Origin of the sequence: Streptomyces sp. NPDC050287 (assembly GCF_044459385.1) — a bacterium.
Taxonomy (GTDB): Bacteria; Actinomycetota; Actinomycetes; order Streptomycetales; family Streptomycetaceae; genus Streptomyces.
In genome coordinates, this window is sequence record NZ_JBITIY010000001.1 from 170330 (window position 1) to 197140 (window position 26811).

General features: G+C 70.2%; 20 protein-coding genes and 1 pseudogene. 8 read left to right on the forward strand and 13 right to left on the reverse strand.

Features of this window, described 5'->3' with window-relative positions; genetic code table 11:
- Positions 1-9: 9 nt before the first annotated feature.
- The 4 genes and pseudogenes from ACIBK3_RS00760 to ACIBK3_RS00775 all read right to left on the reverse strand — a co-directional run.
- On the reverse strand, positions 10-582 hold the full coding sequence (locus ACIBK3_RS00760) for a TetR/AcrR family transcriptional regulator (RefSeq protein ID WP_399360447.1): 573 nt from the start codon (positions 580-582) through the stop codon (positions 10-12).
- A gap of 149 nt (positions 583-731) precedes the next feature.
- A complete protein-coding gene (locus ACIBK3_RS00765) occupies positions 732-1748 on the reverse strand; it encodes a 1-aminocyclopropane-1-carboxylate deaminase (RefSeq protein ID WP_399360449.1) in 1017 nt (338 codons plus the stop codon).
- A gap of 13 nt (positions 1749-1761) precedes the next feature.
- The gene (locus ACIBK3_RS00770; protein WP_399360451.1) at positions 1762-2400 is read right to left on the reverse strand and encodes a GntR family transcriptional regulator; all 639 of its coding nucleotides are present in this window, start codon (positions 2398-2400) and stop codon (positions 1762-1764) included.
- A gap of 81 nt (positions 2401-2481) precedes the next feature.
- Positions 2482-2703, reverse strand: a pseudogene (locus ACIBK3_RS00775) (TROVE domain-containing protein); the annotation flags it as partial.
- A gap of 291 nt (positions 2704-2994) precedes the next feature.
- Here ACIBK3_RS00775 and ACIBK3_RS00780 point away from each other — a divergent pair.
- Genes ACIBK3_RS00780 through ACIBK3_RS00790 form a run of 3 tightly spaced genes read left to right on the forward strand, consistent with a single transcriptional unit; the run spans position 2995 to position 6170 of the window.
- Complete coding sequence (locus ACIBK3_RS00780) at positions 2995-4287, forward strand: ABC transporter substrate-binding protein (RefSeq protein ID WP_399360454.1); 1293 nt, start codon at positions 2995-2997, stop codon at positions 4285-4287.
- 1 nt (position 4288) lies between these two features.
- Entirely contained in the window at positions 4289-5308 is a 1020-nt protein-coding gene (locus tag ACIBK3_RS00785; protein ID WP_399360455.1) for a carbohydrate ABC transporter permease, read from the forward strand.
- Entirely contained in the window at positions 5298-6170 is an 873-nt protein-coding gene (locus ACIBK3_RS00790) for a carbohydrate ABC transporter permease (RefSeq protein ID WP_399360457.1), read from the forward strand. Before ACIBK3_RS00785 ends, ACIBK3_RS00790 begins: the two co-directional genes overlap by 11 nt.
- Positions 6171-6609: 439 nt before the next feature.
- On the opposite strand, the gene ACIBK3_RS00795 is transcribed toward ACIBK3_RS00790, so the two are convergent.
- Both ACIBK3_RS00795 and ACIBK3_RS00800 read right to left on the reverse strand, forming a co-directional pair.
- Entirely contained in the window at positions 6610-9570 is a 2961-nt protein-coding gene (locus ACIBK3_RS00795) for a glycoside hydrolase family 2 TIM barrel-domain containing protein (protein ID WP_399360459.1), read from the reverse strand.
- A gap of 269 nt (positions 9571-9839) precedes the next feature.
- Positions 9840-10883: a LacI family DNA-binding transcriptional regulator gene (locus ACIBK3_RS00800; protein ID WP_399360461.1), complete on the reverse strand. Its 1044-nt coding sequence runs from the start codon at positions 10881-10883 to the stop codon at positions 9840-9842.
- A gap of 346 nt (positions 10884-11229) precedes the next feature.
- Between ACIBK3_RS00800 and ACIBK3_RS00805 the strand changes: the two genes are divergently transcribed.
- Positions 11230-12807: a GxGYxYP domain-containing protein gene (locus ACIBK3_RS00805; RefSeq protein ID WP_399360463.1), complete on the forward strand. Its 1578-nt coding sequence runs from the start codon at positions 11230-11232 to the stop codon at positions 12805-12807.
- A gap of 163 nt (positions 12808-12970) precedes the next feature.
- Positions 12971-16015, forward strand: a complete 3045-nt coding sequence (locus ACIBK3_RS00810; protein ID WP_399360465.1) for an alpha-mannosidase — start codon at positions 12971-12973, stop codon at positions 16013-16015.
- A gap of 276 nt (positions 16016-16291) precedes the next feature.
- Here the strand turns inward: ACIBK3_RS00810 and ACIBK3_RS00815 are convergent, their stop codons facing one another.
- The 3 genes from ACIBK3_RS00815 to ACIBK3_RS00825 form a co-directional block, all read right to left on the reverse strand.
- Positions 16292-16549 (reverse strand): LAGLIDADG family homing endonuclease, encoded by a 258-nt coding sequence (locus ACIBK3_RS00815; protein WP_399360467.1) that lies wholly within the window; start codon positions 16547-16549, stop codon positions 16292-16294.
- 227 nt (positions 16550-16776) lie between these two features.
- Entirely contained in the window at positions 16777-18231 is a 1455-nt protein-coding gene (locus ACIBK3_RS00820) for an alkaline phosphatase PhoX (RefSeq protein WP_399360469.1), read from the reverse strand.
- Between the two features lie 227 nt (positions 18232-18458).
- A complete protein-coding gene (locus tag ACIBK3_RS00825; protein WP_399360472.1) occupies positions 18459-19886 on the reverse strand; it encodes a hypothetical protein in 1428 nt (475 codons plus the stop codon).
- Between the two features lie 277 nt (positions 19887-20163).
- On the opposite strand from ACIBK3_RS00825, the gene ACIBK3_RS00830 reads away from it, so the two are divergent.
- The gene (locus ACIBK3_RS00830; protein WP_399360474.1) at positions 20164-21990 is read left to right on the forward strand and encodes an endonuclease/exonuclease/phosphatase family protein; all 1827 of its coding nucleotides are present in this window, start codon (positions 20164-20166) and stop codon (positions 21988-21990) included.
- A 19-nt stretch (positions 21991-22009) separates the two neighbouring features.
- Here the strand turns inward: ACIBK3_RS00830 and ACIBK3_RS00835 are convergent, their stop codons facing one another.
- The 3 genes from ACIBK3_RS00835 to ACIBK3_RS00845 all read right to left on the reverse strand — a co-directional run bounded on the left by ACIBK3_RS00835 (position 22010) and on the right by ACIBK3_RS00845 (position 24178).
- Positions 22010-22747, reverse strand: coding sequence for an SRPBCC domain-containing protein (locus ACIBK3_RS00835; RefSeq protein WP_399360476.1), 738 nt, complete (start codon positions 22745-22747; stop codon positions 22010-22012).
- Between the two features lie 26 nt (positions 22748-22773).
- Positions 22774-23388 (reverse strand): ArsR/SmtB family transcription factor, encoded by a 615-nt coding sequence (locus ACIBK3_RS00840; protein ID WP_399360477.1) that lies wholly within the window; start codon positions 23386-23388, stop codon positions 22774-22776.
- 85 nt (positions 23389-23473) lie between these two features.
- Positions 23474-24178 (reverse strand): antibiotic biosynthesis monooxygenase, encoded by a 705-nt coding sequence (locus tag ACIBK3_RS00845; RefSeq protein ID WP_399360479.1) that lies wholly within the window; start codon positions 24176-24178, stop codon positions 23474-23476.
- A 124-nt stretch (positions 24179-24302) separates the two neighbouring features.
- Between ACIBK3_RS00845 and ACIBK3_RS00850 the strand changes: the two genes are divergently transcribed.
- The gene (locus tag ACIBK3_RS00850) at positions 24303-25328 is read left to right on the forward strand and encodes a YihY/virulence factor BrkB family protein (RefSeq protein ID WP_399360481.1); all 1026 of its coding nucleotides are present in this window, start codon (positions 24303-24305) and stop codon (positions 25326-25328) included.
- A 338-nt stretch (positions 25329-25666) separates the two neighbouring features.
- Positions 25667-26176, forward strand: a complete 510-nt coding sequence (locus tag ACIBK3_RS00855; protein WP_399360483.1) for a hypothetical protein — start codon at positions 25667-25669, stop codon at positions 26174-26176.
- Between the two features lie 165 nt (positions 26177-26341).
- On the opposite strand, the gene ACIBK3_RS00860 is transcribed toward ACIBK3_RS00855, so the two are convergent.
- Entirely contained in the window at positions 26342-26806 is a 465-nt protein-coding gene (locus ACIBK3_RS00860; protein WP_399362028.1) for a DUF3618 domain-containing protein, read from the reverse strand.
- Positions 26807-26811 lie beyond the last annotated feature (5 nt).

Here is a 26811-nt window from a genome sequence, read left to right on the forward strand (position 1 = left end):
CCGCCGCCCTCACGTCCCCGCTCGCAGCCCCTCCATCAGCAGCGACAGGTACCGCCGGATCGCCTTCCCCTGCGCGTCCGCCAGCTCCGCCGCCGCGGCGACCCCATGCGCGAGGCGCAGTACGTCCATCGGGTCGACGTCCCCGCGCAGTGTGCCCTCCCGCTGAGCAGCCTCCACCAGCCGGGTCGCCGCCGTCTTCATCGTCGTGGCGCACACCGTCGCCGCGGCCGAGTCGACGTCCGTCACCGCCGAGCTCAGCAGCGCCCTCAGCCCTCGGACCTGAATCATCCCCACGCCGAGTTCGTTCAGCCACTCCGCCAGCGCCTCGCCCGGCGGCAGCGACCCCGCGATCTCGTCCGCGTGCGCCGCGATGGCCTCGACGCGGTCGACGTACGCCGCCTCCAGCAACGCCTGACGCGTGGGGAAGTGCCGGTACAGCGTGCCGGTCCCGACCCCGGCCCGCTTGGCGATGTCGTCGAGGGACGCGCCTTCCCCGTGCTCGGCGAAGGCCTCCGCCGCCACCGTCAGCAACCGCTCGTAATTGCGCCGGGCGTCCGCGCGCATGGGCCTGACCCGCGCCATCCAGAAACTCCTCGCACCCCGGGGACCCTGCGCGCACCCTACGAGCAAGGGCCCCGTACGAACAGCGCCGGTGGGGCCCTCACATCTTCGTCGCCCCCGCCGCCAGGTCCTGCGGGAAGCTGGAAACCGGACCTCGACCTGGACTGGACCTAGAACAACGCGCTGTACGCGTTCAGCGCGGGCTGGCCGCCAAGGTGGGCGTACAGGACGGTGGCGTCCCGGTCGATCTCCCCGCGCCGGACCAGGTCGATCATCCCGGCCATCGACTTGCCCTCGTAGACGGGGTCGGTGACCATCCCCTCGGTCCGCGCGGCGAGCCGCATCGCCTCCAGGGTGACCTCGTCCGGGATGCCGTACGTCCCCGCGTGGTACCGCTCGTCCAGCTCCACGTCCGCCTCCGTCAACTCCTTCTGTACGCCGATGAGTTGCCCGGTACGCTGGGCGATCCGCGCGATCTGCTCCCGGGTGCGGGCGGGTGCCGCCGACGCGTCGACACCGAGCACGCGTCGTGGCCGCCCTCCCGCCTCCTCCAGCGCACGGAACCCGGCGACCATGCCTGCCTGGGTGGACCCGGTCACCGAGCACACCACCACGGTGTCGAAGAAGACCCCCGACTCCCGCTCCTGCTCGGCCACTTCGTACGCCCACCCGGCGAACCCGAGACCGCCGAGCGGATGGTCCGAGGCCCCGGCGGGAATGGCGTACGGCTTCCCGCCGCCCTCCTCGACCTCCCGCAGCGCCTGCTCCCAGCTCTCCTTGAACCCGATGCCGAAGCCGGCCCGCACCAGCCGGACGTCGGCTCCGGCGAGTCTGCTGATCAGGATGTTGCCGACCTTGTCGTACACGGAGTCCGGCCACTCGACCCAGCTCTCCTGCACCAGCACGCACTTGAGCCCGGCGCGGGCGGCGCAGGCGGCGACCTGGCGGGTGTGGTTCGACTGCACGCCGCCGATGGAGACGAGGGTGTCGCAGCCCTGGGCGAGGGCGTCGGCGACCAGGTACTCCAGCTTGCGGGTCTTGTTGCCGCCGTACGCGACACCGGAGTTGCAGTCCTCCCGCTTGGCCCACAGGGAGGCGCCGCCGAGGTGCTCCGTCAGCCGCTGGAGCGGGTGCACCGGCGAGGGGCCGAAGAGCAGCGGGTAACGCTCGTACGAGGAAAGGGACATGGGTCCTCCGGTGTCAGTCGCTGTCGGCGAGCTCGGCCAGCCCTCGCCAGATCTCCACCGTGACGTGGACCGCGCCGTCCACGTCACCGGCCGCGCACGCCCGGATGAGCTGGTCGTGCAGCCCGGCCGAACGGCAACTGCCGCCCTCACCGAAGCGCCGTCGCTCCAGCCGGCGGATGAGGGGGGTGTAGCGGGCGACGGTGGCGGCGGCCGCCCGGTTGCCGCTGACGCGGACGAGGACGTCGTGCAGGTCGTCGTCGGCCCGCAGGGCGGCGTCCACCTCTTTGGCCCGTACGGCCGCCGCGAACCGCTCGTTGGCCGCGCGCATCGCCTCGACGTCCGCGGCGAACAGCCGGGGCACCGCGACCCGGGTGACCAGTTCGTGCATGGCCCCCACCACGGCCGCCGCGTCCCGCACGTCGGCGGCCACGACGGGAGTCACCCGGGTGTAGCTCTGCGGCTTGCTCTCCAGCAGCCCCTCGTCGACGAGCCGCGCGAACGCCTCCCGCACCGGCGCCCGCGACAGCCCCAGCCGCTCGGCGAGCTCCGCGTCCCGCACCACGGCACCGGGGTCGATCTCCCCGGTCACGATGGCGTCCCTGATCGCTGTGTAGGCGCGGTCCCTGAGCAGGGTGCGCGGAACGGGTTCCATGAGCTGAAATGTTAGATGTCAATCTCCCGGAAGAGAAGAGGGGCCCGCCCCGAAGTGCGGGCCCCCGATCGTGGCAGCCGGTCAGGCAGCCCACGTCCAGTCGGCGTCCCGAGCGGCCTCGAGCAGCGCGACCATCCGGAAGGCCGCGTCCGACAGGCCTCTGAAGGTGTGCCGGTTACCCTGGCCCGACAGGCCGTGGCCCGCCCGGTAACCGGCCAGGTTCCAGGTGCAGACCGGCACGTTGACCGGAGCCTGCTCGGTCGGCCCGCCGTGACGACCGGCGGCGTACTGCTCATCGGGAACACGTCTTCCCCTGCGTCGTCCTCTCCTCGTCTGTCTGACCGTTGCTTTCTGACAACGCGTCGGTTACGTCCTCCTTGTTGACACTCACTTCGAGGCGCGCGCATACTCCTCGGCAACGTTCACGTGAACGTTCACGGACAGCATCCACGAAAGCACAGTGGGGCCCTGCGGCGGCCCTGCCGACCCCTCCCCGTCCTCACCTTCGCAGGGCCCGGCCACAGGCAACCGACCCCCCGATCGGCACCGCGTGGCCGAGGCGCGCCTGCCCCGGAACGAAGTGAGTGTTCGAACATGGAGCCATCTCTGTCGAGGAGACGTCTTCTCGCAGCTTCGCTGGGCGGCACGGGTGCCGCCCTGCTGGGTCTCACGGGCTGCGGCGCCTCCTCCGGTTCGGTGTCCGCCGGCACCGGCCACCTCAGCGTCTGGTACTGGTCGGGAGCATTGAGCACCCGGCTGCTGGCCGTCTCCCGCAAGGGGGTACCGGGGGTCCCCGGCCTGAAGGTGGAAGGCGCCGAGATAGGTGACACCTACGGCAAGCTGCTCACCGGCCTGGCAGCCCGCGCCTACGTCCCGGACATCACGGCCCTCAACTCCGACGTCGCCAGCTTCTTCCCGCACGAGGACCAGTTCCTCGATCTGAACAGCCTCGGCGCGGACAGCCTCAAGAGTCAGTACCTCGACTGGAAGTGGCAGGGCGGCATCGCCCCGTCCGGTCGGATGATCGCCTTCCCCATCGACTGCGGTCCTTCGGCGCTGTACTACCGCAAGGACATCTTCGACAAGGCCGGACTCCCCTCCGCCCCTGAGGAACTTGCGCAGGCCGCCTCCAGTTGGGAGGACTACTTCGCAGTCGGCAGGAAACTGAGGTCCGCGCAGTCCGGCACCTTCCTCGTCGGCAACATCGCGAGCGTTTTCCGCATGTCCCTGCTGCAGAGCCGGAAGCAGTTCGTCGACCAGGACAACCGCTTCATAGGAGACCAGGCACACGTCAAACGCTGCTGGGACCTGGCGGTGGAATCGCTCCGGCAGAAGCTCAGCGCCAAGATCAACGACGGGACACCCGACTCCAACGCGGCCTACGCGCAGGGACGTATCGCCTCCGCCTGCACCGCCGTCTGGTGGATGGGCGGGGTCAAGCAGACGGCCGCCAAGACGTCCGGTGCCTGGCGAGTGACCAGGATGCCCGGTGGGGCGGCCAACTACGGCGGCTCCTACCTCGCCATCACCAAGTACTGCAGGGACCCGAAGGGCGCTTTCGAGTTCGTCAAATGGCTGCTGGGGCCGGCCAACCAACTGGCGGCCTACCAGGAGATGGGTCTGTTCCCGACCACTCCCGTCGTCTACGACAAGCCGGCGATGCGGGAGCCCGACAAGTTCTTCGGCGGTCAGCGCCCCATCGACGTCTTCGGACCGGCCGCCCAGCAGGCGCCTGTCGTCTACTTCAGCCCCTACGAGGGCAACGCTTCCACCCCCGTCTACCAGGAGCTGACCAACGTGGAGCTGCTCGGAAAGAACCCCGACAAGGCGTGGCGGGATGCCATGGCCGCTGCGGAGAAGACCCTCTCGCAGAAGGGGGTGCGATGAGATGGCCCTTGCCGGAGCCACCGGTGCGCCCAGCACCAAGCCGAGTGTGACGGCGAGGAAGGAGCGCGGGTCCGCGACGGCCGGGCGGCTGGGCAGCCCGGTGCGGCGCAATCTGCCGGTCTATCTCGCCATCTCGCCGTTCTACGTGCTGTTCGCCGTGTTCGGCGTGTTCCCCGTCGTCTTCTCGCTCTACCTGTCCTTCCAGGACTGGGACGGCATCGGGACCATGCGCTTCGTCGGCTGGCAGCAGTACGACTGGCTGCTGCACGACAGCGTCTTCTGGAAGTCCATCCTCAACACCTTCGAGATCTGGTTCCTGTCCACGGTGCCGATGCTGTTCCTGGCGCTGGTCATCGCGTTCCTGCTGAACTCGCAGATCCGGTACAGCATGGCGTACCGGGTGGCCTACTTCATCCCCAACGTCACCTCGATGGTCGCGATGACCATCGTGTTCGGGTCGGTCTTCGCGCAGGCGGGGCTCGGCAACTCACTGCTGAAGGCCGTCGGCCTCGGCGAGTTCGGCTGGATGACGTCTGCCTGGGGCGTCAAAGTGTCCCTCGCCATCATGATCATATGGCGGTGGACCGGTTACAACGCCCTCATCTTCCTCGCCGGGCTGCAGGCCATTCCCGCCGAGCTCTACGAGGCCGCCCGGGTCGACGGGGCGAGCAGTCGGCAGACCCTCTTCCGGGTCATTCTCCCGCAGCTGCGGCCGGTGGTGCTCTTCACCGTCATCACCTCCAGCATCAACGGGCTGCAGATCTTCACCGAGTCCCAGGTGCTCTTCCAGTCCAGTAACGGCTACTCCACCGGAGGCCCGGGCCAGGAGGGCATGACGATCGTGCTCTACCTGTGGCAGAAGGCCTTCGGCGACCACCAGTTCGGCTACGGCGCGGCCATCGGATGGGCCCTGTTCGTCATCGTCGCGGTATTCGCCGCCATCAACTGGCGGCTGGTCGCCAGGTTCGGCGAGGACCGTCCGGCCACTTCGAGGCGCGGGAGGTTCAACCGTGCGCGCTGACACCAGAACGGCCGGCAGCGCCGGCGTCGCCATCGGCTCCGGCAGCAGGGTCAAGAGGCTCGCGGTTCACGCCGTGCTGCTGGCGGGCCTGCTCGTCTCCGTCTTCCCGTTCTACTGGCTGATCGTGATGGCCTCTCGCACCACCGGGGAGATCTTCCGGTACCCGCCCCTCCTCGTCCCCGGCAGCCACCTGCTGGAGAACATGCGGACGGTGCTGGACCGCGTCGCCTTCTTCTCATCCCTGGCCAACACCCTTGTGGTCGCGCTCGTCGGCACCGCCCTGGTGTTGTTCTTCGACTCGCTGGCCGCGTTCGCCTTCGCCAAGTACCAGTTTCCCGGCAAGAGGTTCCTGTTCGTCATCCTGCTCTCCACCTACATGATCCCGGCGCAACTGTCCTTGGTGCCGCAGTTCGTCACCATGGCCCATCTGGGATGGGTGGGTTCCCTCACGGCCCTGATCGTCCCGGGGGCGGCCAACGCCTTCGGTATCTTCTGGATGCGGCAGTACGCCGAGAACTCGCTGCCCGACGAACTGCTGGACGCCGGACGGATCGACGGCGCCGGGTTCTTCCGTCTGTACTGGACCATCGCGGTGCCGCTCTTCCGGCCCGCGCTGGCGTTCCTCGGCATCTTCACCTTCATCGGCGCGTGGAACGACTACATCTGGCCCCTCGTCGTCATGATCGACCCGGACCGGCTCACCCTTCAGGTGGCGTTGGCCCAGCTCAACACCGTCTACGGGCCTGACTACGCGGTCGTCATGGCCGGCGCGCTGATGAGCGTGGTTCCGCTGATCATCGTTTTCGTCATCGGTGCCCGGCACTTCCTGCGGGACCTGGCCGCCGGAGCCATGAAGATGTGAGTGGGCCCCGGACCGCCGCCGTCGGAGCCGCCGTGAGCCATGGCGGTGTTCATTGACTCGGGGAGGGCTCGTCCCGGCCCCGCCGAGCTTCGGCTCGGCGGGGCCGAGTGCTGCGAAGTGGCCGGCTGCTGCGGGGCGAGTCCTGGGCGCACCGGTGCCGATGCTCGCCCGCACCGCCTCCGCAGCCTCCGCCTCCTTCGCCTCCTTCGCCTCCTCCGCAGCCTCCGCCTCCTCCGCGACCGCCGCCTGCTGAACGGTGAGCGCCTCCACGGACCGAGACACCCGCACCAGCACCAGCCGGCCCGCGCCACCCGCGCCGTCTCGCCGGGATCACGACCGGCCACTTCGGCTGCCGCGGCATCGACCCACCCCGCACAACGACGTCGGTCTCCAAGACCACAACCAGGTCTTGGAGACCGACGTCGGGCGAGCCTGAGAATCAACCGACGGTGTCGACCCGCACGCCGGGGCTCAGCCGCAGCGACCAGGTGAACGGTGCCGCCTCCAGGCGGTGGGCGGGCAACACGCCAGGACCGCACGAAGCGGAGCCGAGACCGTACTGCGCGGCGTCCAGGTGGAGGAAGATCCGGTCGGAAGGAGCAAGGTCGGTCGTGTGCCGGGCCGACTCCAGGTCCCCCGTGGTCCAGCGGCGAGCGGTGAGGGAGAAGCGCGGGAGCCCCACTGACTCCATGCGCAGTGCGGGGCCGTCACCGCCGCTCAGCTCCGCCCATCTGACGTCCGCCCGGGCTCCGTTCTCCTGCGGCACCACGTACGGGGTCTGCAGAGCGTCCACTGTCGACGAGAAGCGGCCGACCCGCGCCGCCGACCGGCTGTCCGGGTACGCCTCGCCCGGCCCGAGGCCGAACCACCGGACCCGACCCAGCCGGCCCGGCACCGCCATGCGTACGCCGAGCCTGGGCAGACCACCGGGCCAGTCGCCCGCCGGCTCGACGCGGACGGTGAGTACCAGGCCCGATTCGTCGGCGGCCCACCGGTACTCGACCGTCATCCCGGACGCCTGGGCCGCCGCCGCCACCCGCGTACGCACCAGTATTCCGTCCGGACCGTCCGCCACCTCGTCCACGCGGTGCAGCAACCGGTCCAGACCCGCCCGGCGCCACCGCCGCACCGCCGAGTCGTCCGCCGGCCCCCACAAGGAGGCCGAGCGGTCGTTGTCGGTCGGTGCCCGCCACAGATCCAGCACCGGACCGTCGACGTCCATCGCCCCCAGACGGACCAGGCGCCCGGAGCGGCCGTCGAACTCGCCGGAACCGAGCACCAGACGGCCGTCGGAACGTCGCCGCGGAACAGCGGCGAGCCGCGGGCCGGCGCCGCTGCGTGACGGCTGTTCGGCCTCCGTCAGGGGCAACTGCGTCCAGGCGACCTCGTGGCCCGCCGGAGCCCAGGGCTGGTCCTCGGCCAGCACCGCGCTGATCGTGATCCAGCCCTCGCCGTCCACTGCCGGAAGGGCCGGCAGTTCGATCTCGGCGGTCTCACCCGCGGCGACGGGGGGCACCTGGAGGGGTTCGGCCAGTACCGGCTGTCCGTCCGAGGAGAGCGCCAGCTCGAAGCGGAGGTGGCAGAGGTCGCTGAAGTCGTACTGGTTGGTGATCCGTACCCGGCGACCGCGCCGGTCCTCGCGGCCCTCGGCGGCGTGGATGGTGACCGGCTCGACGGTCTTCTTCAGCTCCACGAGCCCGGGCGACGGCGTGCGGTCGGGGAAGAGCAGACCGTCGATGACGAACGTGCCGTCGTGGAACGGCTCACCGAAGTCGCCACCGTATGCGAAATACTCGCGCCCGTCCGGCGTCCGTCGCCGCAGCCCGTGGTCGATCCACTCCCACACGAAACCGCCCTGCAGTCGGGGATAGCGCTCGAAGAGCCGCTGGTACTCGGCCAGCCCGCCAGGACCGTTGCCCATCGCGTGGGCGTACTCGCACAGGATGAACGGCAGCGAGCGCCGCCTGGCATCCGCGTCGGGATCGTCCAACGGGGGCTCGGCGTGCCTGCCGATCGCCTCGACCTCGTCGTGCGGCAGGTACATCCGGCTGTACACGTCGCTGTGCCGGCACTCGTGATCGCCCTCGTCGTGCACGGGCCGCCCCGGATCACGCCCGCGCACCCACGCCGCCATCGCGTCCAGGTTGCGCCCGCTGCCGGACTCGTTGCCCAGCGACCACATCACGACGGACGGGTGGTTCTTGTCTCGCTCCACCGTGCGGCGTATCCGGTCCAGGCACGCTTCGGTCCATTCCGGGGCGTCGGCGGGGTTGCCGCGCCAATCGGCCGCGGAGAAGCCATGGGTCTCCAGATCGCACTCCACCACCACCCACAGGCCCAACTCGTCACATAGGTCCAGGAACCGCGGATGGGGCGGGTAGTGGCTGGTACGGACGGCGTTGATGTTGTGCCGCTTCATCAGGAGCACGTCTTCGCGGTCCACCTCGGCGGGCAGCGCGCGGCCGTGGTCCGGATGATGCTCGTGGCGGTTCACGCCACGCAGCAGCAGCGGGCGCCCGTTGACCCTGAGCTGCCCGTCCTCGACGGCAACGGTACGGAAGCCGATGCGCAACGTCACCCGCTCGGTGCCGGTGGCCAGGACCCCCTCGTAGAGGCGGGGCGTCTCCGCCGTCCACGGCGCCACGCCCTCCACCGTGATGCCGTGCCCCGCGGGCAGGTCGTCGACACCCAGCTCCGGGACGCTGAGCCGGGCCTCGGCGCCGTCCCGGGTCACAGCGTCCACGCGGAGCGCTCCGCGACCCGTCGAGGTGTCGTAGCCGGCGTGGACGAAGACGTCCTCGACGCCGCCCGGCGGACGCCGGATCAGCGTCACCTCGCGGAAGATGCCCGGCAGCCACCACATGTCCTGGTCCTCCAGGTAACTGCCGGAGGACCACTGGTGCACGCGCACCGCGAGGACGTTCCGTCCGGCCCGCAGATGCGGTCCGGCGGCGAACTCGACCGGCAGGCGGCTGCCACGGGTGACGCCCAGCTCCTGCCCGTTCAGCCAGACCCGGGCGCAGGAGTCCACCCCCTCGAACCGCACCACCGCCGGCTCCTTGGTCCATGACTCGTCCAGTTCGAAGACGAGCCGGTGGTCGCCGGTGGGATTCTCGTCGGGCACCCGCGGCGGGTCGAGCGGGAAGGGATAGCCGATGTTCGTGTAGACGGGGAACCCGTGCCCGTGCAGCGGCCAGTGGGAAGGCACCGGCAGCACGCTCCAGGAGCTGTCGTCGAAGTCGTCCGCCCAGAACCCGTCGGGGGCCAGGTCCGCGGCGGGGGCGAGGTGGAAGCGCCACCCGCCGCCGAGGCCGACGGTGGCCGCGTCGGTCCTCAGGGCGGCCCGCGCCGGCCTGGCTCCGTATCCGGGGGACGTGGCTTCGTAGTACGGCTTCGACATGAACGATTCCTGGTGTCGAGGGCGAGCGAAGGACGGGGAGTCCCGCCGGGCGGCCAAGGCGGTCATGACTCGGCACGTCCACGTGAACTCGGTGTCGGGGAGCGAGCGGGGACGGGGAGTAGCGCCGCGCGGACAGGGCGGCCACAGTTCGTGAACGTTCACGTGAACGATAACGAAGAATCTGCCGTGTACCCGACCGTGTGTCAACAGGGCAGACGGCAGGGATGAGGCCTGATACCGGCGTCAGGCGCGCGCGATCGGACCGGAGGTCACGCCGAAGCCCGCAGGACGAGCTCGGGCCGCACCCGTGCGTCGCCCTCCGCCGGAGGCTTCTCGTCTCCGCTCAGCTGGGCCGCCACCTGCTCGACCGCCAGCCGTCCCAGCTCTCTCTTGTCGATGCTCAGGGTGGTCAGAGGCGGTTCCACCAGCTCCCCCAGCGCGAGGCCGTCGAAGCCCAGGACCGCGACATCGTCCGGCACGCGCAGTCCCCGGCGACGGGCGGTCCGGATGGCGCCGACCGCGATCAGGTCGTTGAAGCCGACCACGGCCGTCACATCCGGATGCGCGTCCAGGAGGGCGTCCATCCCCCGCTCACCGGCACCCACATTGTGCCGGTCGCAGGAGACGACCCAGTCGGCCCCCACCGGCAGGCCGTACATCCCCGCCTGCGCCAGGAAGTGCTCCCGTCGGGCGCTGGGCCGGTCGTCCGGCGACCCGTCGAGCATGCCGATGCGGTGGTGCCCGGCGCCCGTCAGATGGGCGAACGCCTGCCGCATGCCGGCCTCCGCGTCGATGCCCACCGACCCGAAACGCGTCTGGTCCGCGCCGCGCTCCAGCAGCACCAGCGGCATCCCCGGCGCATGCCGGGCCAGTACGTCGTCGGGGCCGGCGCAGTGGCCGATGATCGCGTCGGCCTGCCGGGAGAGCACGTCGAGCGCCTCCCGCTCTTTCCCCTCGTCGTTGCGCGAGTCGCACACGATCACATGCCAGCCGCGCTCCCCGGCCACCTCCAGTACCGCGACAGCGACCTCGGCGAAGTACGGATTGCTCAGGTCCGAGATGATCAGACCGAGGGTGACCGAGTCCTGCCGCCGCATCCCTTGCGCGAACCGGCTCGGTCGGTACCCCAGGGTGCGTGTCGCCTGCAGGACCCGCTCCTTCGTCGCGGGATCGATCTCTCCCTTGTCGTTGATCGCGCGGGAAACGGTCTGCCGGGACACTCCGGCCAGCTTCGCCACGTCGTCGATCGTCGTCCGCCGCTTGGCGGCCCGGGGGGAACCGAGCTTTTGCCGCTCGTCATGCTTGCCCGGCACTGCGCTATACCCGCCCTCTGTGTGGGTCCTGTGGTGCAGGAACCTTAACCGGGCCGCCTCCCGCCGCGCCGTTGGTTTCCGGCCGGTCCGGGATGTTGACAACGCCCCGCGGTCCCCCGCAGCATACTGCCGTTCACTCTTTCCGTGAACGTTCACGTGAGCGTTATCGGGACTCCGGTGGCAGTCCGCTGCCGCAGCGGACCACCTCACCGCCTGGCGCATGAACGGGACCCCGGCTCCCACCGAGCGCTCAGGCACATCCCCGCCGGGCCTGTTTCCCGGTACGGCTGCCGGGCCTCCTGAGAGAAATCGGTGAGCACCTGTGATCAGTAGGAGAACCTTCGGCTTGACAGCGCTGGCCGCCGCCGCCCCGCTGGCCGTCCCGCGGAGCGCGGCCGCCGCGGTGCCCGGTGCGGGTGGCGCCGCCGACGCGAGCGCGGTGAGCGCCGCGCGCGGCATCGCCCTGCCCAAGGGCACGACCCTGCGCAGGCTCGACGTCATTCCGTCCGGCAACCTCACCAGCGACGCGGACCGGGTGCTGGTGGCCGCGCTCCAGGGCCTGGTCGCCAGGACCTCTTCGGAACACATCTTCATCGACGAGGGCGGACCGGGAGCCGTCTGGAAGGACTTCCTGCACACCGAGTACGGCGTCCTGCTCGACGACAGCCTCCCCACCTGGCCCGCCCTGCTGAAGCGCTTCCGGCAGAACCTCGCGGGCTACGTCCTCTACGACCTGGCCGGCAATCCGCCGTCCGTCAACGTGGCCTCGTCGCTGAGCGGGCCGTTGCGAGCCCTCCCCGTCGACGTCTCCCAGGAGGCCCAGGTCCGGGCCCTGGGCCTGGGACGCCAAGTCCTCGACGTCACCGGCCGGACGGAGAAGTGGGCCTATGACAGCCACAGCCGGCTGTTCTCGCGGACGACGGCCGCGGAGCTGAACCCGTCCATCCTCTACCACCAGCGCGACTACATAGCCATGACGGACGCGTTCACCTTCTACGACGGCGTGACCGACTGGCGTGCGCAGGTCCTCGGCGCCCTGAAGCCGGGTGCCGCACTGATGGGATACGGCAACAGCGAGTACGACATGGTCGCGCAGGCATCACAGTGCGGCGTCACGTCCATCCCGTCGGACCTGGCACCCAACCTCTCGGCGCTGAGCGCCGTCCACGGCAACGAGGGACTCACCCAGAAGCCACTGGCCGCTCCTGAGACCCGGAACAAGCACTATGTGTCGTTCGTCATCAGCGACGGCGACAACGTCGCCTGGAACTTGTGGGGACTTCAGCAGTACTTCAGCAACCCCGACCGCGGCCGCTTCGACATCGGCTACGGCATCAGCCCGTCCCTGGTCGATCTGGCTCCGGCGGCGATGCGCTGGTACTACGAGAACGCCTCACGCGGCGCGGGAAGCGATTGCTTCATCGCGGGGCCGAGCGGCTCCGGATACGTCTTCCCGGCCAAGATGCCGCCCGACGACCTCGCTCTCTTCACCGACCGGCTGAACGCGTACATGGCCGCCGGAGACATGCGTATCTCCGAGATCCTCGACGACCAGGACAGCTTCGACCGCACCGACGTGTGGTCGGCCTACCTCCGACAGCCGAACATCGACGCCCTGTTCTTCTTCGGATACGGCGACACCGACCGGATCAGCGGCCGGATCAGCTGGGTGAACGGCAAACCGGTGATCGCCCAGCGGGACGTGCTGTGGGCCGGTCTCACCGAGGAACAGGACCTGATCCGGAACATCAACTCCAGGCCGGCCGCACCGACCAGCGCCGACGGCTACACGCTCGTCCTGGTGCACTGCTGGACCAAGACCCTGTCCGACATCAGGACAGTGGTGGACGGGCTCGGTCCCGATGTCGAGGTGGTGACACCGCGGGCGTTCACCGACCTCATCGTCCGCAACCGCGCCCGCTGAGGACGGATCGACGCAGCGGGCCCCTTGTCCTCTCGCTCACCGCGTCTCGTCGTCCCCGACCGCGACCGCGACCGCGACCGCGAGATTCCACCGGATCCGTTCCACCGGCGTTCCACAGGTTCGGTCCCACAGGTTTGTCCCCCTCGAACGCAAGGAGTGTTTCATGCACGACGACCGGAAGCTGGTGGAGGACCGTCTCGACCGTGTGCTGCGGGAGCGGATCCGCCCCGCCGTCCACCGGCTGCGCGTACCGCTGGAGGTCGAGGTGTGGCACGCACCGGGAGAGCCGGTGCCGGTGACCGAGGGATTGGCCGCGCCGTACGGGCCCGCCCGGGTGGGTGACATCTGGGGCCGGCCGTGGGGCACCAGTTGGTTCCGGCTGACCGGGGCTGTGCCCAAGGAGTGGGCGGGCAGGCAGGTCGAGGCGGTGGTCGATCTCGGCTTCGGCTCCGACACCCCCGGCTTCTCCGCGGAGGGTCTGGTGTACCGGCCGGACGGCACGGCCGTGAAAGGGCTGCACCCGCGCAGCACCGCGGTGCGGATCGCCGCGCCGGCGGACGGCGGCGAGTCCGTGACCTTGTACGTCGAGGCCGCGGCCAATCCGCTGATCGCAGGTCCCGTGACGTTGCTCGGCGACCACGAGACCGCCCCGCCGGAGCCGCTCTACCGGCTGCGGCGGGCGGATCTCGCGGTCCTCGACCAGGTCGTCTGGGAACTGGCGCAGGATCTGGACGTGCTGGGCCAGCTCATGCGTGAACTACCGCTGGACACCACGCGCCGCTGGGACCTGCTGCGCGCGGTCGGACGCTCCCTGGACGCCCTCGATCTGGACGACATCGCGGGCAGCGCGGCCGCGGCACGGGAGCGGCTGGCTCCCGCGCTGACCGCCCCGGCCGCGGCGTCGGCCCACCGGGTGTCCGGGGTGGGCCACGCGCACATCGACTCCGCGTGGCTGTGGCCGCTGCGGGAGACGGTGCGGAAGGTGGCGCGTACCTGTACCAACGTGGCCGCGCTGATGGACGACCACCCGGAGTTCGTCTTCGCCATGTCGCAGGCACAGCAGCTCGCCTGGATGAAGGAGCACCGCCCGGAGATCTTCGCCCGGGTGAAGGAGAAGGTGGCGGCCGGACAGTTGGTACCGGTCGGCGGGATGTGGGTGGAGTCGGACACCAACATGCCCGGTGGGGAGGCGCTGGCTCGGCAGTTCACACACGGCAAGCGGTTCTTCCTCGAGGAATTCGGCATCGAGACCGAGGAGGTGTGGCTGCCCGACTCGTTCGGCTACACCGCCGCACTGCCCCAGCTGGTGAAGCTGTCCGGGTCGAAGTGGTTCCTGACCCAGAAGATCTCCTGGAGTCAGACCAACTCCTTCCCGCATCACACCTTCTGGTGGGAAGGGCTGGACGGCAGCCGGGTGTTCACGCATTTCCCACCGGTGGACACGTACAACTCCGAGTTCTCCGGGCAGGAGATGGCCCACCTGGTACGCAACTTCCGGGACAAGGGCTCGGCCAACCGCTCGCTGGTGCCGTTCGGTTACGGCGACGGCGGAGGCGGCCCGACCCGGGAGATGCTCGCCCGGGCGCGACGGCTGCGGGACCTGGAGGGCGCACCGCGGGTCGAGATCGAGAAGCCCGCGCAGTTCTTCGCCAAGGCCCAGGCGGAGTACCCGAACGCGCCGGTGTGGGTGGGCGAGCTGTATCTGGAGCTGCACCGTGGCACCTACACCTCGCAGGCGAAGATGAAGCAGGGCAACCGGCGCAGCGAGGCACTGCTCCGAGAGGCGGAGCTGTGGGCCGCGACGGCGGCCGTGCGGACCGGTTTCGCGTACCCGTACCGGACGTTGGACCGGATCTGGAAGACGGTGCTGCTGCACCAGTTCCACGACATCCTGCCGGGCTCGTCGATCGCCTGGGTGCACCGTGAGGCCCGCCGGACGTATGCCCGGGTGGCCGAGGAACTGGAGGCGGTGATCGATGCCGCGCAGCGGGCGCTGGCGGGGGGAGCCGGCCCGGACGCGGGCGGCACGGTAGTGTTCAACGCGGCCCCGCACGAGCGGGGCGGTGTCCCGGCCATGGGCGGCGCACCGGCGGCGCACCGGCCCGCCGGCCAGGCGGTTTCCGCCGCTGAGCGGCCGGGAGGCGGTTTCGTCCTCGACAACGGCCTGCTGCGGGTGACGGTGGACCAGCGCGGTCTGGTCACCTCGGTGTACGACGTCGCCGCCATGCGTGAGGCGGTCGCGCCGGGCAGCGCGGCCAACCTGCTCCAGGTCCACCCGGACCTGCCCAACGACTCGGACGCCTGGGACGTGGACGCGTTCTACCGCAACACCGTCACGGACCTGACAGAGGCCGACGAGATTCAGCTCACCCACAAGGACGATCCGACGCAGGCGGCTGTACGAGTGGTCCGTTCCTTCGGCTCCTCGCGCGTGGAGCAGTCGCTGGTGCTGCGGACCGGCGCCAAGCGGCTGGACATCGACACGGAGGTGGACTGGCACGAGCGGGAAAAGCTGCTCAAGGCCTCCTTCCCCGTGGACGTGCACGCGGACCGGTCGGCCGCCGAGACGCAGTTCGGGCACGTGTTCCGCCCCACGCACACCAACACCAGCTGGGACGCGGCCAAGTTCGAGATCTGCGCCCACCGCTTCCTGCACGTGGGCGAGCGGGACTGGGGGGCGGCGGTGGTGAACGACTCGACGTACGGGCACGACGTCACCCGCACGGTGCGCGAGGACGGCGGGACGACGACGACCGTACGGCTGTCCCTGCTGCGCGCGCCGCGCTTCCCCGACCCGGACACCGACCAGGGCGTACACCGGTTCCGGTACGCCTTCGTCCCTGGTGCGGGTGTCGCGGAGGCGGTGCGGGAGGGGTACCGGATCAACCTGCCGGAGCGTTCGGTGCCGGGTGCGGCGGTGGTGGCGCCACTGGTCGCGGTGGACTGCGACTCGGTGGTCGTGGAGTCGGTGAAGCTCGCCGACGACCAGTCGGGTGCGGTGGTCGTGCGGTTGTACGAGGCGCTGGGACAGCGGGCACGGCTCTGCCTGGCCGCCGGGTTCCCGGTTGCCTCGGCCGTGGCCGTCGACCTGCTGGAGCGCCCGTTGGCGGAGACCTCCGCGGCGTACGAGGTGGTCGGGGAGCAGCGGGTCGAACTCTCGCTGCGTCCCTTCCAGATCTTCACGCTGCGGCTGAACCCGCTGGTGTAGGTACGCGCGGACCGCCCCACGCTTCGGGGTGTGCCGACCAGGAGAGCATCCGGCGCGTCCGGTGGAACAGCGCGCTGTACGCGTTGACTCCACATGCCCTACGCGAGCCACGAGCTCCGCGAGCCGATCAGCCTTGTACCCGATTCGAAGCTTCAGCAGACCACTCAACCTCACGACGGCCGTCGCCCGACTCACCTCGACTTCATACAAGGTCCGCCGACTCACGAATTGATAGCCGGCACGGGAAAAACGACCTTCTGCGTTTACGCGCGGAGCTCACTCCCGGATCAGACTGGTCACCCCAAGCCTCAAGAGCATGTCAGACACTTGCTCGGCGAGTCGCCTGGATACAGTCGCGAATTCCACCGACCCCTGCAAGGTTCCGCGGGGATTGACTCGCAGTCGAACGCATCCATCCGTGTACACGACGTCATACCACCGTCGCCGAGCATGGCACCAACGAAGTAACCCAGTGATCTCGTGGCCCCTGGTTGGGCCCGTACCGCACCGGCCTGGTGTCCCACTGCTTGTCATAGGAGAGCACTGAACACCGCTGAGCTGCCACCTGTCCGATGGGTATCGCCGATCCGTCGACCCTTCAGACAAGACTCGTCTCGGTTATCCCGCCGAGGAATTGGCCTGCCAACACAGCCTCCCGCCCACAACCAGAACAGGTGTACCTCGTGGGCACGTTATTTTCTGGCAGCACGACGGGAGACCGCTTCATTGATGAGATCCCTCGAAAGTGGTCCCGCGCAAGGTTATCCGCGCTTCTGCCGCTTCCAGGGACCCGTGATCGCCAGCATGATGCCCGGCGTCTGGATGTTGGCGTACAGGGTGCGGCCGTCGGGCGAGAAGGTGACGCCGGTGAACTCGCTGTATTCCGGCTCTTCTTCGGTGCCGATGTTGAGTTCGTTGCGGGCGATGGGGTACGTGCGGCCGCTGTCGGTGGCGCCGAACAGGTGCTGGACGCCCTCGCCGTCCTCGGCGATGACCAGGCCGCCGTAGGGGGAGACGGTGATGTTGTCGGGGCCGTCGAAGGCGCCGTCCGCCGACGGGTCGGGGTTGACGCCGAGGAGGACCTTCAGGGTGAGGGTGCGGCGCTTGGGGTCGTAGAACCAGACCTGGCCGTCGTGCTGGACGGGGCTCTCCTCACGGGCGTACGAGGAGACGACGTACGCGCCGCCGTCGCCCCACCACATGCCCTCCAGCTTGCGGGCGCGGGTGACCTGGCCGTCGGTGAACTGCTTGCGGACGGAGACCGTCTTGGCGTCGCGGTCGGGAACGTCGACCCAGTCGACGCCGTACACCGTACCGATCCTGGTGGCGCGGGAGAGGTCGTCGACGAACTTGCCGCCCGAGTCGAAGCACTTGAAGGCCTGCAGGACACCCGCGTCGTCGGCGAGGGTACGCAGCTTGCCGCGGCCGTGGTGGAAGCCCTCCGGCGGGGTCCAGCGGAAGAGCAGGCCGTTGGGGCCGGAGGCGTCCTCCGTGAGGTAGGCGTGGCCGCGCTTGGGGTCGATGACGACCGCCTCGTGGGCGTACCGGCCGAACGCCTTGACGGGCTTGGGGTCCCGGTTGGCGCGGCGGTCCTCGGGGTCGACCTCGAAGATGTAGCCGTGGTCCTTGGTCATGCCGTTCTGGCCGGCCTTGTCCTCGGTCTCCTCGCCGGTGAGCCAGGTGCCCCAAGGGGTGGTGCCGCCCGCGCAGTTGGTGGAGGTGCCGGCGATGCCGACCCACTCGGCGACATGCTCGTGGCGGACCTCGACGACCGTGCAGCCACCGGAGGCGGCGGGGTCGTAGACGAGGCCCTCGGTCAGCGGCACCGGGTACTTCCAGCCGGCGCGCGGCCCCTTGAGCTCGTGGTTGTTGACCAGGAGGGTCGCGCCGCGCGGACCGCAGAAGGTGGCCGTGCCGTCGTGGTTGGACGGGGTGATCTCGCCGGACTCCAGTTTGGTCTTACCGCTGTAGGTGATGACGCGGTACTTGAACCCGGCGGGCAGCGCGAGCAGGCCCTTGGGGTCGGGGAGCAGGGGTCCGTACCCGACACCGCCGTGCGCGGCCGATTCCCCCGCGGCGGCCTCGGTCTCCGCGGCGGTCTCCGTGGACGCGAGGGCGTTGGGTGCGGTGGCGAGGGCTCCGACGCTGCCCGCCAGCGCGACACCGGCACCGGTGATCGCGGAGTTTCTGGCAAAGTCCCTGCGGGTGAGCGACATGGTGTCTCCTGTGACGGTGGATGTGCCGTGGAGGGTGGCGGACCTCGGTCCGCGCCACCGTCCCGCCCACGCCTGAACGCCGGTTGAACACCGGGCGACGTCACGGGACCCTCTTCCATGAACCCGTACGCACAGTCCCAAGAGAACCAAACGGGTTCGCCTCGCCCGGACAAAGCAACCCAGCGGCAGCAGGGGGCCGCACGCGCCGCGCTGGGCCCCCCTGCCCCTCAACCCCCTTGCTGAGACCGCGCCTTGAACGCGGCCTTCCTGGCCTCCTTGGCGATCCGCTTGTCCGGATGCAGCCGTCCCATCGCCTCCAGTACGTCCGCCGTGGCCGGGTGGTCGACCCGCCAGGCCGCCGCGAAGAAGCCGCCGTGCTGCTGGGCCAGGCCCGCCACGAGGTCCCTCAGCTCGTCGGAGTTGCCCTCGGCGGCCAGTTGGGCGGCGACCGTGTCGACGGTCAGCCAGAAGACCAGGTCCTCGGAGGGCGCGGGGACGTCCGGGGCGCCGCGCTCGGTGAGCCAGACGCGGGCCAGCCCGCCCAGTTCGGGGTCGTCGAGGACTTCCCGCAGGGCCGGTTCGGCCTCGGTGCCCACCAGGGACAGCGCCTGCTGGCACAGCAGTCGCCGCAGCGGGCCGCCCGCGTCCAGGCCGCGCGCCGCCGCCAGCAACTCCCGTGCCGCGGCGAGGGGTTCGCGGCGGGCCAGCCACTGTTCCGTCTCGGCCTGGGCCGCCGTCGGCGGGAAGGTCGCCGTGCCGTCGAGCAGGGCGTCGGCGCCCTTGTCCGCGAGGTCGCCGACCGCGGGCGCCTCGAAGCCGGCCTCCAGCAGTCGTGCCCGCAGTCCGTACAGGCCGAGCGGGGTCAGACTGACCATGCCGTAGCGGGCGACGTCGGTCTCGTCGAGGGGGGCCGGGGGCTCCGCCTCGGTGTCCGCCATCAGCGCCTCGTCGACGGGCTGGTACGCCACGAGTCCGGCCGGTTCCAGGAGGCGGAACTGGTCGTCCAGCCGCATCATCGCGTCGGAGACCTGCTCCAGCACGTCGTTGGTGGGCTCCCCCATGTCGCTGGGCACGATCATCGAGGCCGCCAGCGCCGGCAGCGGCACGGGACTGTCGCCGGTCCCGTCGCCGGAGGCGGTGAGCAGGTACAGGTTGGCGAGCACGCCCTCCAGGAACTCCGCCTCGGCCTCGGGGTCCCAGTCCAGGGCGGAGAAGTCGACCTCGCCGCCGGAGTCCATCGCGTCGACCAGGTCGTCCAGGTCCGGCACGCTCGCGTCGGCCAGGACGGTCTCCAGCGCCCCGAGCCATACGCTGAGCACGTCGTGCGGGGAGCCCTCGGTGAGCAGGGTCAGGTCCTCGCCGGTCGCGACGGTGCCGGCCTCCTCGTCGACGACCCCGACGAGCCCGGTGTCGACGGCGACCCGCCAGGCCTCGCTCGCGTAACCCGCCGCCTCGTCCCCGCTCAGCCCGAGGACCTCGGCCGCGGCGGGCAGCTGCTCGTCGACGAGCCCGCCCCCGGCGTCGACGCGGGTGTCCGGGCCGGCCCAGCGGGCGAGCCGCGCGGCCCGCGACAGCAGTGGCGTGGACAGCGCGTCCCGCGCCAGCTCCGCTTCGGGGTGCAGCCGTACCGGCGGCAAGGGGGAGCTGTCTGACATCGGCTGGTTCTCCTAGGGACGCGTCCTACCACTCAGCCACTCAGCCTAGACGGATTTCCACCCATGCCGCCCGGTTCATCTGCCGGCCGGCGCCCGTACATGGCCGAAACCTTGACAACTGACGTGACCTGGCAGGAGATTGACGCGCGTAGAAGTCTGCTGGACGCCTGTTCACTGTGTTTTCTACGCGCGTCGCCACCGCCCCACCGGTCGCGCTCCCGCCGTTCCACGCACCACCCTCGTCCCGGCGCCCACGTACGTCCCCGGAGGGATCCCGTTGCCGAGCAAGTCTTCCGCGCGTCTCGCCGCGCTCACCGTCGCCGCCGTCTGTTCCGCGGCCTCGACCGTCGTCCTCACCTCCCCCGCGCACGCCGACTCCGTGCGCATCCACGACATCCAGGGCAGCACCCGGATATCGCCGTACGCCGGCCGGCAGGTCACCGACGTGACCGGCATCGTCACCGGCGTGCGCACGTACGGCTCCTCCAAGGGCTTCTGGATGCAGGACCCGGACCCGGACGCCGACCCGGCCACCAGCGAAGGCGTCTTCGTCTTCACCGGCTCCACGCCGAAGGTCGCGGTCGGTGACGCGGTGACCGTCTCCGGCACGGTCTCGGAGTACGTCCCCGGCGGCACCTCCTCCGGCAGCCAGTCGCTGACCGAGATCACCAAGCCGACGGTCACCGTCGTCTCCAGCGGCAACGCGGTCCCGGCCGCCACCGTCGTCTCCGCGAGGTCGGTGCCGAGCGCCTACGCCCCGGCGGGCGACGCGGCCGCGAACGGCTCGGTCAACGCGCTGCCGCTGCGGCCGTCGACGTACGCCCTGGACTACTACGAGTCCCTGGAGGGCATGAACGTCCAGGTCGCCGACGCCCGCGTGGTCACCGCGACCGACCCGTACACCGAGCTGTGGGTCACGGTGAAGTCGTACGAGAACCGCGACCGCCGCGGTGGCACGGTCTACGGCTCCTACGATTCCCAGAACACGGGCCGGCTGCAGATCCAGTCGCTGGGCTCGACGGCCGCCTTCCCGGTCGCGAACGTCGGTGACACCCTCACCGGCACGACCACGGGCCCGCTGGACTACAACCAGTTCGGCGGCTACACCCTGGTCGCGAACCAGATCGGCACGCTGAGGAGCGCCGGTCTGGAGCGCGAGAGCACCGAGAAGCAGAAGAGGGGCGAGCTGGCGGTCGCGACGTACAACGTCGAGAACCTCGACCCGGCCGACGCCACCTTCGAGGAGCACGCCTCCGCGATCGTGAACAACCTGAAGTCGCCCGACATCGTGTCGCTGGAGGAGATCCAGGACAACAACGGCGCGCAGAACGACGGCACGGTCGCCGCCGACCGGACGGTGACCAAGCTGATCGACGCGATCGTCGCCGCGGGCGGCCCCAGGTACGAGTCCCGCTCCATCGACCCGGTGAACAACGCGGACGGCGGCGAACCGGGCGGCAACATCCGCCAGGTGTTCCTGTTCAACCCGGAGCGGGTGTCCTTCACGGACCGCGCGGGCGGCGACGCCACGACCGCCGTCGGCGTCACCACGGACCACGGCAAGGCCGCGCTGACCGTCTCCCCCGGCCGGATCGACCCGGCGAACGCCGCCTGGGCCAGCAGCCGCAAGCCGCTGGCCGGTGAGTTCGTCTTCCGCGGCCGGACGGTCTTCGTGATCGCCAACCACTTCAACTCCAAGGGCGGTGACCAGGGACTGACCGCGCAGTACCAGCCGCCGGTGCGCAGCTCCGAGACCCAGCGCCACCAGCAGGCGGCGCTGGTGAACGGGTTCGTCAAGGACATCCTGGCCAAGCAGAAGAACGCGGACGTCATCGCCCTCGGCGACATCAACGACTTCGAGTTCTCCGGCACCGTCAGGATCCTCGAGGGCGACGGCGAACTGTGGTCGGCGATCAAGTCGCTGCCGAAGAGCGAGCGGTACACCTACGACTACCAGGGCAACAGCCAGGTCCTGGACCAGATCCTGGTGAGTCCGTCGATCCGGCGCGGCTGCGACTTCGAGTACGACAGCGTGCACATCAACTCGGAGTTCCACGACCAGATCAGCGACCACGACCCGCAGGTGCTGCGGTTCCAGCCGTAACCCGTTCCGGCGAGGCGCCTCAGGGCCGGCTGAACACCCCGTCCATCCAGCCCTGCCAGGCGAGTTCGTTCGCCTTGGCGTCGGCGTCCGGGGCGAAGTCGTGGACGCTGACGCCGACCGGGGCACCCCAGTGGTTGCGCCCGAAGAAGCGGATGAGCGCGTGGTCGGTGCGCAGCCCGATGAAGTACGGGTCCCGGTAGTCGAGTACGGCGTCCAGCGCCCGCCCGTCGGGCCCCTGGGCGCGTACCCGCTCCCCCGCGGCGGTGCCGTCGGCCAGGCCCAGCGCGCGGCCGACGGCGGCGAAGGCGTCGGCGGCGGTGGACTTCTCCGGGCCGTTCAGCGTCGCGAACGCCACGGGCCGGGGCGCGAAGTGGGTCAGGTACTCGCGCAGGGTGTGCAGGTAGAAGTCGGTGTGCTTGCTCGCGCCGTCGTACTGGTTGTCCCAGTCGTCGGTGAAGATCCCGCTGTGCACGTAACGCACCCAGGCGCGGCGGCCGCCGTCGCGGGCCTCGATGGTGTGCTCGAGCTGGTTGAGGCTCTGGACGGAGAAGCCGACGTCCTCGCTGCGGATGGTGAGGTGGTGCGGCGGGTCCCAGGCGGTGACCGTGGACCCGAAGGCCGCCGCGCCGCCCACGCGGGGCTCCGGGGCCTCCATCGGCCACAGATAACCACCGGTGCCGTGGGTGACCGCCTCCCAGACCTCCTCCGGCGTGGCGTCGACCTCAAACTCGCGGACGATCTCGAATTCCTTGGACATGGCGGACTCCTGCTTACGGTGAGTGCTTACTCTGCGTCGATTTCCGGGGCGGGCTGCTGGTCCTTGACCGTGGGATGGACGGCCACGACGATCCGGTGGTCGCGGCCGCCCTCACTGTCCGGGGCGTCGTACTTGCGGATCAGCGCGCTCACGCCGGCCGTCAGCTCCTGGACGAACGCGGCCCGGTCGGCGGCCGAGGCGAAGCGCACCTCGCCGTCCAGCGCGAACGTCGCCAGTCGCTTGCGGGCCTTGGTGGCGCCGGTGATCAGCGAGCCGACGTCCCGCACCAGGCGGGCGCCGACCGCGAGCATCCAGCGCGCGGACAGCTGGTCCCGGAAGCGGTCCGGGTCCGGCTGCACGGAGGCGAGGGCGAGCGGCGAGATGACGTACGACGCGGCGGTCGCGCGCATCAGCCGCTCGGTGACGTTGCCCTTGCGGCGCTCCCCGGCCAGCTCGACCAGGCCGTGCCGCTCCAGCGCCTTGAGGTGGTAGTTCACCTTCTGCCGGGGCAGTCCGACCTTGCCGGCCAGCATGGCGGCCGACGCGGGTCCGGCGGCCAGCTCGGCGAGCAGCCGCCCCCTTATGGGGTCCAGTGAGACGGCTGCGGCCTCGGGGTCCTCGATCACGGTCACGTCCAGCATGGGACCACCGTCTCACCGAAAACTTTTTTTGTCCAGACGGTCGGAGTTGTCGGTTGCCGGCGGGTCGCCGGACTGTCGGCGGTGATCAGTCCGGTATCAGCCCGAGGGCATGCTCGTACCGGCTGACCGTGCTGCTCTTCAGCCCCGGCCAGCTCTGGACGCGCTGCCACAGGGCCGTGGCCGAGCCGATCCCGTCGCCGGGTGCGGCGAGGGCGTCGATGTGCGCCTGGGCGCTCTCCCACTCGGCGTAGTTGAGGACCCTGGTGCCGTCGGTGCTGAGGTGGAAGTGGCCGGAGATACCGCCGGGATGCTGGTTCGGCTCGCTCTCCAGCGCCTCGAAGACGGCGTCGACCCAGGCACGCTGCCGTTCGGCATCGGGCCCGTCGAACTCGACGTCGACGATCACCACGCATCCCGGCACCCGGGCGGGCCCGTCCTCGCGGACGCCACTGCGGTAGCGCCGGTACCGGCCCAGCCCCACCCGCTCGATCCCCGGCACCGCCGTGTCGATCTCGTCCACCCGCTCCTGCCGGTGGACTTTGACGAAGGCCTCGAACTCCTGCTCACTGGCCCACTGGGAGTGGTGCAGCAGGGTGGTGCCGTCATGCCCGGTGTACACGTGGTAGCCGAGCAGACCGGCGGTGGGCCAGGGCCGGCGCTCCCAGGTGCGGGCGATGGCCTCGACGGTCTGCCGTTGCCGCTCGGGCGTGCCCACCCGCCAGGTGCTGAAGAAGGGGGCGCCGACGTCGGGACGGGTGAGGTCGGGGTGGGTGTCGGTGCGGCGGGTCATGGTGGCCTCCGTCGATCGGTACGGGAACGGGAGCACGGTGTGTGCACCGACCACCCTTCAACCTCAACCGAGATTGAGGTCAACTCCCCGATTCGGGCGGCGAATTCGGGAGACTCGCCAGGTCATGGAGGAGAAGGCCGCGCAGGCCGGAAAGACCGTGAAGACCGAGAAAGCCCAGAAGGCCGACAAGGACAGCCCTTCGGCGTTGCCCGCGCCGTCGTGGTGGGCGGTGTTGCGGCGCACGTCGAAGGAGTTGCTCGACGACGAACTCTCCGACCGTGCGGCCGCGTTGACGTACTACAGCGTCCTGTCGCTGTTCCCGGCACTGCTGTTGCTGGTGTCCCTGCTGGGAGTGGTGGGACAGCGCGCGACGGACAAGATCCTCGACAACATCGGCGACCTCGCGCCGGGGCCCGCCCGGGACATCCTGCGGGACGCGGTGGTCCAGCTCGGCGACAGCGGCGGCACGGGCAGTGTGCTGGCCGTCCTCGGTCTGCTGTTCGCACTGTGGTCGGCCTCCGGGTACGTCGCCGCGTTCATCCGCACGTCCAACGCGGTGTACGACCTCCCGGAGGGCCGCCCGGTGTGGAAACTGACGCCATTGAGGCTGGCGTTGACCGTGGCACTGATGCTGATGCTGGCGGCGAGCGCGGTGATCGTGGTGTTCACGGGGCCGCTGGCGGAGCGGGCGGGCAGGACGATCGGGTTCGGCGCCGAGGCGATCGCGGTGTGGGGCGTCGCGAAGTGGCCGGTGCTGCTGCTGTTGGTGATCATCATGATCGGCCTGCTGTACTGGGCGGCCCCCAACGTCCGTGGCCGAGGCTTTCGCTGGATCAGCCCGGGCAGTGTCCTCGCCACCCTCATCTGGCTCGCAGCGTCGGCCGGCTTCGCCCTCTACGCCGCCAACTTCGGGACGTACAACAAGACATACGGCACCCTCGCCGGCGCGATCGTCTTCCTCGTCTGGCTCTGGCTGAGCAACCTGGCGATCCTGCTGGGCCTGGAGTTCGACGCGGAACTGGCCCGCGAACGCGCGATCATCCGAGAGGGCCTGCCCCCGACGGAAGAGCCGTACGTGGAACCCAGGGACACCCGCACGTGGCCGGCCCGGCTGCGGGCGGCGCGGGGGAAGCAGCCGAAGGTGTCCTAGGGGCCACCGCCCGGAGAGGTCAGCGACGCGGCCGGCGGGTGGCTGCCCCTTCAGCGGGGTGTGTCCGGGCGGTGTGGAGGGCGGTGCACGACACGACCGGCCGGCTGGGATTCCCTGTCGGTCCCGACGCGCTCCGCCTCGCCCAGGCGAAGTGATCAGCCGGCAGGCATGATGACGCCGCACTACGGCCGACCCCTCCAGCCGGCCGCCGAGCAGTTCCGGGGGGGGATCGAAGAAGTTATGCCGGCGCCGGCGCGTAGTGCCGCACGCAGCCGTATGATCCTGAGATACGTCTCATACCGGGACCACTGGTCCCCGACGTCTCACAAGGGGGCGTCATGTACAGCCGCCATCGCTTCATCGCCGTCTCCGCGAGCGCACTGCTCCTGGCCGGCACCGCGGCGTCGACCTCTGCCGCCACCGCATCCCCGGCACCGTCCACGAGTCTGGTGGTCAACGCCAGGATCGCCGCTCACTGCACCTTCGACCGGGTCGTCGTCGACGTCAAGGGCAAACTGCCGCCGACCACCGTCCAGCGTGTCAAGGAACTCCGCTACGACAGCTCGGGGAAGAAGGTCCCGCTGGCCGGGAAGCACTTCCTGGAGATCAAGCTCTCCCCAGCCGCCGCCCACAACGACGCGGGCAAGAACGTCTACAAGGGCCCGCGCCTGGTCAAGCCGGATCTGCCGAAGCTCAAGGGCTTCGCACTGACTGGTGACTTCGAGGGTGTCGTCACCTTCGGGGCCGCGTTCCACAGCAAGCCCTCCTACACGACGAAGCAACTGCACCACCCCGAACGCTTCGTCCTCGACGTCGCCCACCGCGACATCTGCCGTTCCTCGCACTGAGGTGCTCTGACAGGTGCTGAGGCCGCGCGTCGCCTCACACGATGCGCGGCACCGGGTGGAAATCGTCAGCAACCCGGCTTTGGTCCGGCCTCGCCACGGTCGTCCGGAGGAGGCGAGCGGCGCCGGCGTCACCCCTCAGGGCAACCCCGGCGCCGCTCTCCGCGGTCACCGCCCGTGACGCCGCCGCAGCACCTCCACCGCCACGACCGCGCCCACGCCCGCGGCCACCCCGGCGACCAGCACCGGCCGCGGATGCCGTCGGCCCGCCTCGACGGCGTTGCGGACCGGGTCGGGGAGGTTGCGTTCCACGGTGTGGGCCCTGTGCTGGAGGGTGTGCTCCACGGCGTGGGCCTTGTCCTGGACCGTATGGGCCTTGTCCTGGACCGTGTGACCGGCCTGCGCCGCGGTGCTGCGGAGCTGGACCGTCATCGCACCGGCCCTGTCGCGCAGGTCCGCGGCCCGTGCCCGGGCACGGCCCTTGACGTCGGCCTTTCCGGCCAGCTCCTCGACGGTGTCGCCGAGTTCGCCCCGGGTCCGCTCTATCTGGCGGCGCAGTTCGTCGGGCCCCTTGGCGCCGACCTCCTGCGGGGCCTCGCCGCCCGGCTCGTGCTCGTGTGCCGTCCCGTCCATGTCCG

Excerpts from the sequence above, each read along its gene's own strand:
- ACIBK3_RS00760 (WP_399360447.1), bottom strand. The coding sequence starts at position 582 with ATGGCGCGGGTCAGGCCCATGCGCGCGGACGCCCGGCGCAATTACGAG.
- ACIBK3_RS00765 (WP_399360449.1), bottom strand. The coding sequence starts at position 1,748 with ATGTCCCTTTCCTCGTACGAGCGTTACCCGCTGCTCTTCGGCCCCTCG.
- ACIBK3_RS00770 (WP_399360451.1), bottom strand. The coding sequence starts at position 2,400 with ATGGAACCCGTTCCGCGCACCCTGCTCAGGGACCGCGCCTACACAGCG.
- ACIBK3_RS00780 (WP_399360454.1), top strand. The coding sequence starts at position 2,995 with ATGGAGCCATCTCTGTCGAGGAGACGTCTTCTCGCAGCTTCGCTGGGC.
- ACIBK3_RS00785 (WP_399360455.1), top strand. The coding sequence starts at position 4,289 with ATGGCCCTTGCCGGAGCCACCGGTGCGCCCAGCACCAAGCCGAGTGTG.
- ACIBK3_RS00795 (WP_399360459.1), bottom strand. The coding sequence starts at position 9,570 with ATGTCGAAGCCGTACTACGAAGCCACGTCCCCCGGATACGGAGCCAGG.
- ACIBK3_RS00810 (WP_399360465.1), top strand. The coding sequence starts at position 12,971 with ATGCACGACGACCGGAAGCTGGTGGAGGACCGTCTCGACCGTGTGCTG.
- ACIBK3_RS00815 (WP_399360467.1), bottom strand. The coding sequence starts at position 16,549 with ATGACAAGCAGTGGGACACCAGGCCGGTGCGGTACGGGCCCAACCAGG.
- ACIBK3_RS00820 (WP_399360469.1), bottom strand. The coding sequence starts at position 18,231 with ATGTCGCTCACCCGCAGGGACTTTGCCAGAAACTCCGCGATCACCGGT.
- ACIBK3_RS00825 (WP_399360472.1), bottom strand. The coding sequence starts at position 19,886 with ATGTCAGACAGCTCCCCCTTGCCGCCGGTACGGCTGCACCCCGAAGCG.
- ACIBK3_RS00835 (WP_399360476.1), bottom strand. The coding sequence starts at position 22,747 with ATGTCCAAGGAATTCGAGATCGTCCGCGAGTTTGAGGTCGACGCCACG.
- ACIBK3_RS00840 (WP_399360477.1), bottom strand. The coding sequence starts at position 23,388 with ATGCTGGACGTGACCGTGATCGAGGACCCCGAGGCCGCAGCCGTCTCA.
- ACIBK3_RS00845 (WP_399360479.1), bottom strand. The coding sequence starts at position 24,178 with ATGACCCGCCGCACCGACACCCACCCCGACCTCACCCGTCCCGACGTC.
- ACIBK3_RS00850 (WP_399360481.1), top strand. The coding sequence starts at position 24,303 with ATGGAGGAGAAGGCCGCGCAGGCCGGAAAGACCGTGAAGACCGAGAAA.
- ACIBK3_RS00855 (WP_399360483.1), top strand. The coding sequence starts at position 25,667 with ATGTACAGCCGCCATCGCTTCATCGCCGTCTCCGCGAGCGCACTGCTC.
- ACIBK3_RS00860 (WP_399362028.1), bottom strand. The coding sequence starts at position 26,806 with ATGGACGGGACGGCACACGAGCACGAGCCGGGCGGCGAGGCCCCGCAG.